The sequence below is a fragment of the Deinococcus roseus genome (assembly GCF_014646895.1).
In the GTDB taxonomy this organism is placed as follows: domain Bacteria; phylum Deinococcota; class Deinococci; order Deinococcales; family Deinococcaceae; genus Deinococcus_C; species Deinococcus_C roseus.
In genome coordinates, this window is record NZ_BMOD01000038.1 from 23,273 (window position 1) to 31,176 (window position 7,904).

A 7,904-nucleotide genomic window follows, 5' to 3' on the forward strand; every position below is an offset into this window, starting at 1 on the left:
TCGGCTGGTCTGCCATGCGTATAGACACCCGCAGACTTTGAGTGTTCTGATTCATTTTTGCAAGATTTGATTGAATGTCCTGAGTGCATGTGATCCATGTTGGATCGATTCACTGGATGGGTGTCAGGTGTTTTCAGGCCCCTGATGCAAAACCCGGAGGGCTTGATGTGCTTTTGTGCGTTCTTCTGGCTGCTGTGTCCTGGTGGTTGTGTTGACTTCCACCCAACGCAGCTCTTACCATGTGACCAGATTTGATTGCTCAGATTTGATAAGGCTCTCAGACCCATCCTGCAGGACATTTTTCTGCATGGAAGGTCTGGACGGGAGACAGCATGCTTGATGTTTTGATCCGGCAGGCACGGGTCATTGATGGCACCTCGGCCCCCTGGTTTGTGTCTGATGTGGGGCTGGAAAATGGAAAAATCGTCTGGCTGGGTCCAAACTGTCCTTTGCCTGCCAGACAGACCCTGGACGCCACGCACCTGTACCTCTCTCCGGGCTGGATCGACAGCCACACCCACGATGACACTGCAGTGCTGCTCCAGCCTGACCATCCCTGCAAATCCAGACAGGGGATCACCACAGTGGTGGTGGGCAATTGCAGTTTCAGCAATTACCCGCTGGCAGGTGATCCTGCCCTGCTGATGCACCATTATCAGGCTCTGCTGGGAACCACCGCAGAACACCTGTTTTTTGCAGATTTTCAGGCTTACCAGCAGCGTCTGAACCAGCAGGGGGCCGCTGTGAACGTGGTGTCTCTGGTGGGTCATGCTGCACTGAGGCTGGCTGCAATGGGCTACAGCCAGCGTCCAGCCAGCCCTTCAGAGCGCTTGCAGATGTGCCAGATGCTGGAAACACAGTTGCAGCAGGGGGCTTTCGGGCTGTCGCTGGGTCTGGTGTACCCTCCGGGGGCTTATGCAGATTCCCAGGAACTGCTGGAACTGGCCCAGGGGGTGGCCCGCAACGGAGCCCTGCTGACCGCCCATGTGCGCAGCTACGAAGGCGGCTTGCTGGAGAGCGTCCATGAATTTCTGGATCTGCTGGAACAAAGTGGGGCCAGGGGTTTGCTGTCCCACCTGCAGGCTGCAGGTGCACCCAACTGGGGCAAGGTGGAGGAGGCCCTGACCCTGCTGGAAACGGCCCGTGCCAGAGGGATCGATGTCAGCACCGACATGTATCCTTACCCGGCAGGCAGCAGTTCAGTGCTGCAACTCTTGCCCCCCTCTGCCCAGCAACAGGGACTGGAGGTGCTTTTTGCAAAACTTTCCGACCCGGCTTTCTGTGCAGATTTGCAAACCGCCACCGAACACGGCCATGAACCTGGCTGGGAATCCAAAATCCGCCTGATTGGCTGGGAGAACGTGCAGATCAGCAGTGTCACCCACCACGATTTGAAACCCCTGGAAGGAAAACGTTTCACAGAGGCTGCAGACCTGCTGGAATGCTCTCCTTTTCAGGTGCTGCTGAAGGTGCTGCTGCTGGACCGGGGCACCAGCAACATGATCCTGTTCCAGCTTCATGAATCGGATCTGTCCTGCGTGATGAAGCACCGCCTGCACATGCTGGGCTCGGACAGCATTCCCAGAGCGGAAGGCAAAGCCCATCCCCGAACCTACGGCAGTTTTCCCAGGTTGCTGGGCCGCATGGTCAAAGCGGGTTTGTTGCCTCTTGAGGAGGCCGTCCGCAAAGTCACTTCATTGCCTGCCCAGCGTTTCGGGCTGTGGGACCGGGGGCTGATCCGTCCTGGAATGCAGGCCGATCTGTGCCTGTTCAGCGAAGATTTGCTCGATCAGGCCACTTTTCAGGACCCAGAGCAGCCTCCAGTGGGCCTCCATGCTGTGTGGGTGAACGGTGTCCAGATCCTGCAGCAGGGTGGTTTGCTGGGAAACCACCCAGGCCGAATGCTCAGCCACAACCTCAACCCTTCTCTTGCTCCCCAGAGGTGAAACCATGCGTGAAATCAAAAATGTTCCCCATGCCCCCAAACCTGCAGGTCCTTACTCCCATGCCATCCTGGCCAATGGTTTTGTGTTCGTGTCGGGTCAGGGACCCCAGAATCCTGAAACCGGAGAAGTGCCAGACAACTTTGAAGAGCAGGTGCGCCAGACCCTCAGAAACGTGCAGACCATCCTGGAAGCTGCAGGCACAGATTTGCAGCACGTGGTGAAGGTCAACAGCTACCTGACCGACCTCACCCGTTTCCAGGCCTACAACGCCGTCTATCGCGAGTTTTTCCCGGATGGACCTCCGGCCCGCACCACCATTGCTGCAGATTTGCTGGGCATTCTGGTGGAAATCGACTGCATTGCCGTGCTGCCCGATGCCTGACCTCCCTGAAACTTCAGGTTCTGTCTGGGATCTGGAAACCCCGGTGCTGGTGGTGGATCTGGACACAGCAGAGCGCAACCTGCGGGCCATGCAGCAGTACTGCGACCAGCACCACCTGAACCTCAGGCCGCACATCAAGACCCACAAAATGCCCCTGCTGGCAAAGCTGCAATTGCAGCTGGGAGCGGTGGGCCTCACCGTGCAGAAACTGGGTGAAGCCGAAGTGATGCAAGACGCTGGATGTGAAGACCTCCTGCTGACCTACAACATCCTGGGAGCAGCCAAAATCCAGCGTCTGGCCCGGCTTTTGCGGCGGGGAAAAGTGCAGGTGACTGCAGACAACCTGCCCACCCTGGAAGCTGTGCAGCAGGCCGCGCAGCAAGCCCAGGTCATCCTCCCTGTGCACATCGAATTTGATTCAGGAGGAGGCCGCACCGGGGTGAGAACCGCCCAGCAAGCGCTGGAATTGCTGCAGTTCATCCAGAACAGCCCCGATCTGGAATTTGCCGGTCTGGTGACGCATCCTCTGACAGCCCAGACTGCAGAACGGGTGCAGCAGATTCAGCAGGCGTTCCAGGGAACCCCCATTCCAGCCCTTTCTGTGGGAGGAACCCCTGCAGCCAGAACCGCCCACCTGTGCCCTGGTGTGACCGAACTGCGGGTGGGCACCTACATTTTCAATGACCGCATGATGGTGCACAAAGGGGCCGCCACCCTGCAGGATTGCGCTTTGCACGTGCATGCCACGGTGCTCAGCACCCCCGAACCCGGCCTGTTCATTCTGGATGCAGGGTCCAAAACCCTCAGCAGCGATCTGGTGTCTGGTTGTGAAGGGTACGGTCTGGTGCTCGAATACCCCGAAGCCACCATTGCCCGCCTGAACGAGGAACATGCCATGGTGACTTTGCCTGCAGGGCAGCCTGCTCCAGAAGTGGGAGACCGGGTGCGCATCGTGCCCAACCATGTCTGTGTGACCGTGAACCTGCAGGACACGCTGGTGCTGCACCGCTCTGGGGTGGTTTGTGATGTTCAGCCAGTGCTGGCAAGAGGCAAAGTGCGCTGAACCTTGTGTAGAACAGCAAAAAAGAACCCTGCAAAGGGTTCTTTTTGTTTTGAGGTCTTGCTGGTGTATTTGCGCTTTATTTGCGAAACTTGCGCACAGCAGCGATCACCAGTGCCACACCCAGCCACAGGTAGGTGACCATGAAGCCAGAGAATTTCAGGGCGGAGAAGCTGGAATACACCAGGGCGAGGGGTTCAGAGAGGTGCTGGGGGTTTTGCAGCAGCACGAAGGAAACCAGGTTTTCCATCACATCGAAGAAGGGGGCAGCAAGGGCAATGCCCATCATCATCAGGCTGAGGGTTTTCAGTTTTGCAGAATTCTGGAAGGCTTTGTAGGGAAGCAATGTGAGGCAGTAGTGCAGCAAAAACACGCTGAGGATGAAGAAGAAATCCACATACTGGGTGAGCCAGAAGAGGGGCAGGGTGTGTTTTTCCAGCAGCACCTGAAAGTAACCCGTCAGTTTTGCCGCACTGAAGGAGAGTTGCCCCACAAAGTAAGGCACCGGGAACTGGCTGAGGGTGTAGCTGTAGGTCAGCACCTGATTGCAGAGGGTGTTGAACACCAAAGCGATCAGGGTCCAGAGGGCGAGGATTCCGAAGGGTTTCTGGTGGTTGTGGATCAGGTTTTTCATGGTGGTGCCTCCTGTGATTGCTGCCGGATTGCTGCTATGTATTCCTTGGAATGTATGTTATATTCCAAGGAATACATTTGTCAAGAGGTGCAGCATGAACCCCCAGGAAAACCCCGAAAACCTGCCTCAGCCCTCCAGCCAGAACCCCATTGAGACGCAACCATTGCTGTATGCAGGCCTGATTCGCGAGATCACCATCATTCACCAGCAGTTCAGCACCCGGGCCAATCAGGCCCTGAAAAGCCTGAACCTGAATTTCTCCCAGCTCAGTTTGCTCTCGCACCTGATGTTCTTGCGCACCCCCGCCAGCATCACCGATCTGGCAGAACAGATGGATTTGCTGCAACCCGCCGTCACCAAAATGGTGCAGCACCTCTCTGAGCAGGGCTGGATTGAACTGCAGCCTGACCCCCAGGACGCCCGACGCAAATACATCGTGCTGAACGATCAGGGACGCATGACTTTTCAGCAGGCCCAGATGCTTTTGTTTCCGCTTTTGAAAGAGGGTTTTGCGGGCATCGAGCATCTGGAAGCCAGCAGCATGCTGGGACAGTTGCAGCATGTCAGGAAGAACCTGGCTGGAAGGTGAATGAAGCAGCAGTCAGGTTGGGATCAGGAGAGGGGAGGGTCGGGCACCAATGGGACCTGGCTTTTCCTGGACCAGCGCAATTTTGCCTTTGATCTGCCAGCCCCATGTGTTGCAAGTGCGGACCATTTCATCCAGGTTGTTCACCTTCAGGGCAATGTGCTAGAAGCCCACATCCGTGGTGCCTTGCAGGGTGAAGCCCAGTACCTGCTGCCAGAAATCAATGGTGTGCTGTAAGTCACTGACGGTGAGGCCAACGTGCGCAAAGGCCAGAACACCTGCGGGTTTCGTTTGCTGTGGGGTCATGTCAGGCAGGGTACTGAACCTTTGCTGGCGGTGCAACAGATCTTGAATGGATGGGTTTTACGCTGCTCAAGGAGGAGAAAACCTGTGTTTTAGAGCAATTTGTGGCCTTGCAGAGACAATTGCAGGATAAAAAAGGAGACAGATTTTGACATCTGTCTCCCAAGGTGAGAAAACCCACCATTAAACGTTTGCGTGCTTCCTGATCAAAGGGAAACGGAACTGACTTTTACACCATCAGGCTGAGGTTGAATTTGTGGGGCGGCCTGGGCAAGAGAGGCCATGCCAAAGAGCACAACAGCAAGAACAGCGATTTTCTTTTTCATAATAATCTCCTTTTGTTTTCATCATGGTTGTGAATAAATTTAAAATTTCCATGAGAAAACAAAGCGACTTAGATATATATTGTAATCAACTTTAATATTGAATTTTATATTCTAAGTGCTGGGTTCATGGTCTTAGATTCCAGCTGAAAGTGCTACGGATTGATCTATACAAATTTAGGCTTCTTGAAGGATTGGCGCTGTGCAGAATTTAAGGTACGCAAAAAGACAGGCTTTGAGAGACAGAAGAAAGAGACCAAGACTTTTTAGAATTCACATGCTCTGGCCAGCATTTTTAGAATTGTTGGCAGGGCTGCGCAGGAGGGTCATAAAGGACAGGGTGGGCGGTTTTGATTTGCTTGAGCCCTCTTGTTCTTATCGTTCAGAAACGAAAAACTTGCTTGAGGCCTGGTATGCACTGCCAGAGACAGGATTTATACGCTCTATTTTGTCAGTTGAAAAACATTCCTGTTCGCTGCTGAAAGGACTGTTGGTGTTTCAGAAACCATGTTCTTTTCTGCCCCACCCGAGTCACGCTGGAAATGCAACAGCAGGGCTGTTAGAATGTTCTGAACGTTCAGCATTGCAAGGAGAGTCCAGATGGCCCGTGCCACCCTCAAACAAGTTGCTGCCGAGGCGGGGGTCTCCCACCAGACCGTCTCTGCAGTGCTCAACAACCACCCCAACGTCAAGGCATCCACCCGTGAGCACGTGATGGCCGTGATGGAACGCATGAATTACCAGCCCAACCATGCCGCCCGTGCCCTCAGGAGCAGCAGGTCCAACCACATCGGGTATGTGCTGTACGGCCCGGCAACTGCAGCTTTTGCCGACCCCTACATGAGCATCGTGATGTCCAGCGTGATCGACACCATCCGCCTGCACGGGTACGAGGTGGTGCCCTACTTCCTGTCCAGCGACAAGGACCCCGAGTTGCGCAGCTTCCGGGCACTCTTTGACCAGGGAAGGCTGGATGGGGCCATCCTGATGGCTTCCAATTTTCCAGACAAAGTGCTGGAACAACTGCACGGCTGGGATTACCCGATGGTGGCCATGGACCGCTTCATGCCTGAACTCCCGTTTCCTGCGGTGTGGGCCAGACACCGCGAAGGGTTTCAGGACGCCGTGAAGCACCTGGCTCGCCAGAGGCGCACAAACATCGCTTTTGTGGGCGGTCAACCCCTTTCCCCTGCCTGCACCCACGACTCTGCTGCAGAGCGCTTCGAGGGGTACAAACTGGGTTTGCAACAGGCTGGACTTCCTTACCAGGAAGAACTGGTGGTGCATGCAGACTGGACCTTCGATGGAGGACGCAACGCCTTTCAACAACTTCTTCAAAGCGGGCATCCCGTAGACGCAGTGATGGCCGCCAATGACCGTATGGCTGTGGGTGTGATCCGTGAAGCACTGGAAGCAGGCCGCTCCATCCCCGATGATCTGGCGGTGGTGGGCTTCGATGACTTTGAGTTCTCCCGCTACATCCAGCCTGAACTGACCACCGTGCATTTCCCGGTGGAGCAAATGGCGGTCAAAGCCACCGAACTGCTGATGGGCCTGATCGATAAGAAAGCCGTGCTGAAGAAGTTTGCTGTTCCAGTGCATCTGGTGGTGCGCCAGAGCGGTTGAAACCCTCGGAGTTGCCTTTTGCCCTCGGCCCTCGGCTCTGGGCCCTCGGCTTCTCAGCCTTTGATGCCCGTGAAGGTCACACCTTCCACGAAGTAGCGCTGGGTGAAGAAGAACAGCACAAACAATGGCAGGGTGAAAATCGTGGCACAGGCCATCAGCGGTCCCCATTCCTGTCCGTTGGCTCCCTGGAATTGCTGCAGACCCAGAGACAGCGTGTACTGCGAGGGGTCGCTGAGGTAGATCAGCGGTCCCATGAAGTCCTTGAAGGCCATCAGGAACTGCTGCAAAAACACCACGGCCAGAACAGGACGGATCAGCGGAAAAATGATGCGCACAAAGATCACAAATTCTGAACCCCCATCGATTCGGGCAGCCTCTGCGAGTTCGTCTGGCATGGTCTGGATGAACTGCCGCATCAGGAAGATGTAGTAGGCACTCCCAAAGAAAGAAGGCACGATCAGGGGCAGCAGGGTTCCGGTCCAGCCCAGGTCCCGGAAAATCAGGTAGGTCGGAATCATCGTCACGGCACTGGGCAGCAGCATGGTGGCCAGCAGGACATTGAACACCCACTCGCGGCCCACCCAGCGGATCTTGCAGAAGCCGTAAGCCACCAGTGAACTGGACAGGCAACTTCCAATGCTGGAAAACACAGCGTAGTAGAGGGTGTTTTTCAGGTAATCAAAGAACGGGATGTTGTTCAGGGCTTTGCTGAAGTTCTCCCAGACCAGGGTGTGGGGGTAGAGGGTGGGGGGGTTTAAGAACACCTCGCTGTCTCCCTTCAGGGAGGTCACAATCATCCAGTACAGCGGCACTGCAAAACTCAGGGTGATCAGGCTCGCCACAATAAAGGCCATCACGGTTCCAGCAACGTGCTTTTTTCTGCCTGCCAGGGCAGTGCGTCTGGAAGCTTTTTCAAGTCCGATCATGACCCCTCCCTTTCTTCAGGCCCTTTTCTTCAGGCCCGGTCATAAACCACCCATTTCTTGCTGGCGCGGAAAACGATGCCGGTGAAGGCCAGGATGCCCAGGAACAGCACCCAGGAAA

Annotated in this window: 8 protein-coding genes; 5 read left to right on the forward strand and 3 right to left on the reverse strand. The window is 55.5% G+C overall.

Annotated features, from left to right (window positions below; genetic code table 11):
* The first annotated feature begins 332 nt into the window (after positions 1-332).
* The 3 genes from IEY52_RS24565 to IEY52_RS24575 are packed head-to-tail and all read left to right on the forward strand — an operon-like array spanning position 333 to position 3,391.
* On the forward strand, positions 333-1,946 hold the full coding sequence (locus tag IEY52_RS24565) for an N-acyl-D-amino-acid deacylase family protein (protein ID WP_189008637.1): 1,614 nt from the start codon (positions 333-335) through the stop codon (positions 1,944-1,946).
* A 4-nt stretch (positions 1,947-1,950) separates the two neighbouring features.
* A complete protein-coding gene (locus tag IEY52_RS24570) occupies positions 1,951-2,328 on the forward strand; it encodes a RidA family protein (protein ID WP_189008640.1) in 378 nt (125 codons plus the stop codon).
* On the forward strand, positions 2,321-3,391 hold the full coding sequence (locus tag IEY52_RS24575) for an alanine racemase (RefSeq protein ID WP_189008643.1): 1,071 nt from the start codon (positions 2,321-2,323) through the stop codon (positions 3,389-3,391). Before IEY52_RS24570 ends, IEY52_RS24575 begins: the two co-directional genes overlap by 8 nt.
* Before the next feature lie 76 nt (positions 3,392-3,467).
* Here the strand turns inward: IEY52_RS24575 and IEY52_RS24580 are convergent, their stop codons facing one another.
* Positions 3,468-4,022: a hypothetical protein gene (locus IEY52_RS24580; protein WP_189008647.1), complete on the reverse strand. Its 555-nt coding sequence runs from the start codon at positions 4,020-4,022 to the stop codon at positions 3,468-3,470.
* A 94-nt stretch (positions 4,023-4,116) separates the two neighbouring features.
* Here IEY52_RS24580 and IEY52_RS24585 point away from each other — a divergent pair, with 94 nt between their 5' ends.
* The gene (locus IEY52_RS24585) at positions 4,117-4,611 is read left to right on the forward strand and encodes a MarR family winged helix-turn-helix transcriptional regulator (RefSeq protein WP_189008650.1); all 495 of its coding nucleotides are present in this window, start codon (positions 4,117-4,119) and stop codon (positions 4,609-4,611) included.
* 159 nt (positions 4,612-4,770) lie between these two features.
* Here the strand turns inward: IEY52_RS24585 and IEY52_RS24590 are convergent, their stop codons facing one another.
* Positions 4,771-4,914 carry a VOC family protein gene (locus IEY52_RS24590; RefSeq protein WP_189008652.1) on the reverse strand — a complete coding sequence of 48 codons (144 nt, stop codon included), beginning with the start codon at positions 4,912-4,914 and terminating at the stop codon, positions 4,771-4,773.
* A gap of 920 nt (positions 4,915-5,834) precedes the next feature.
* On the opposite strand from IEY52_RS24590, the gene IEY52_RS24595 reads away from it, so the two are divergent.
* Positions 5,835-6,860, forward strand: coding sequence for a LacI family DNA-binding transcriptional regulator (locus tag IEY52_RS24595; RefSeq protein ID WP_189008655.1), 1,026 nt, complete (start codon positions 5,835-5,837; stop codon positions 6,858-6,860).
* A 53-nt stretch (positions 6,861-6,913) separates the two neighbouring features.
* Here IEY52_RS24595 and IEY52_RS24600 read toward each other — a convergent pair whose 3' ends face one another.
* Positions 6,914-7,786: a carbohydrate ABC transporter permease gene (locus IEY52_RS24600; RefSeq protein ID WP_189008658.1), complete on the reverse strand. Its 873-nt coding sequence runs from the start codon at positions 7,784-7,786 to the stop codon at positions 6,914-6,916.
* Positions 7,787-7,904 lie beyond the last annotated feature (118 nt).

Coding starts and splice junctions, on each gene's coding strand:
- IEY52_RS24565 (WP_189008637.1), top strand. CDS start 333: ATGCTTGATGTTTTGATCCGGCAGGCACGGGTCATTGATGGCACCTCG.
- IEY52_RS24570 (WP_189008640.1), top strand. CDS start 1,951: ATGCGTGAAATCAAAAATGTTCCCCATGCCCCCAAACCTGCAGGTCCT.
- IEY52_RS24575 (WP_189008643.1), top strand. CDS start 2,321: ATGCCTGACCTCCCTGAAACTTCAGGTTCTGTCTGGGATCTGGAAACC.
- IEY52_RS24580 (WP_189008647.1), bottom strand. CDS start 4,022: ATGAAAAACCTGATCCACAACCACCAGAAACCCTTCGGAATCCTCGCC.
- IEY52_RS24585 (WP_189008650.1), top strand. CDS start 4,117: ATGAACCCCCAGGAAAACCCCGAAAACCTGCCTCAGCCCTCCAGCCAG.
- IEY52_RS24590 (WP_189008652.1), bottom strand. CDS start 4,914: ATGACCCCACAGCAAACGAAACCCGCAGGTGTTCTGGCCTTTGCGCAC.
- IEY52_RS24595 (WP_189008655.1), top strand. CDS start 5,835: ATGGCCCGTGCCACCCTCAAACAAGTTGCTGCCGAGGCGGGGGTCTCC.
- IEY52_RS24600 (WP_189008658.1), bottom strand. CDS start 7,786: ATGATCGGACTTGAAAAAGCTTCCAGACGCACTGCCCTGGCAGGCAGA.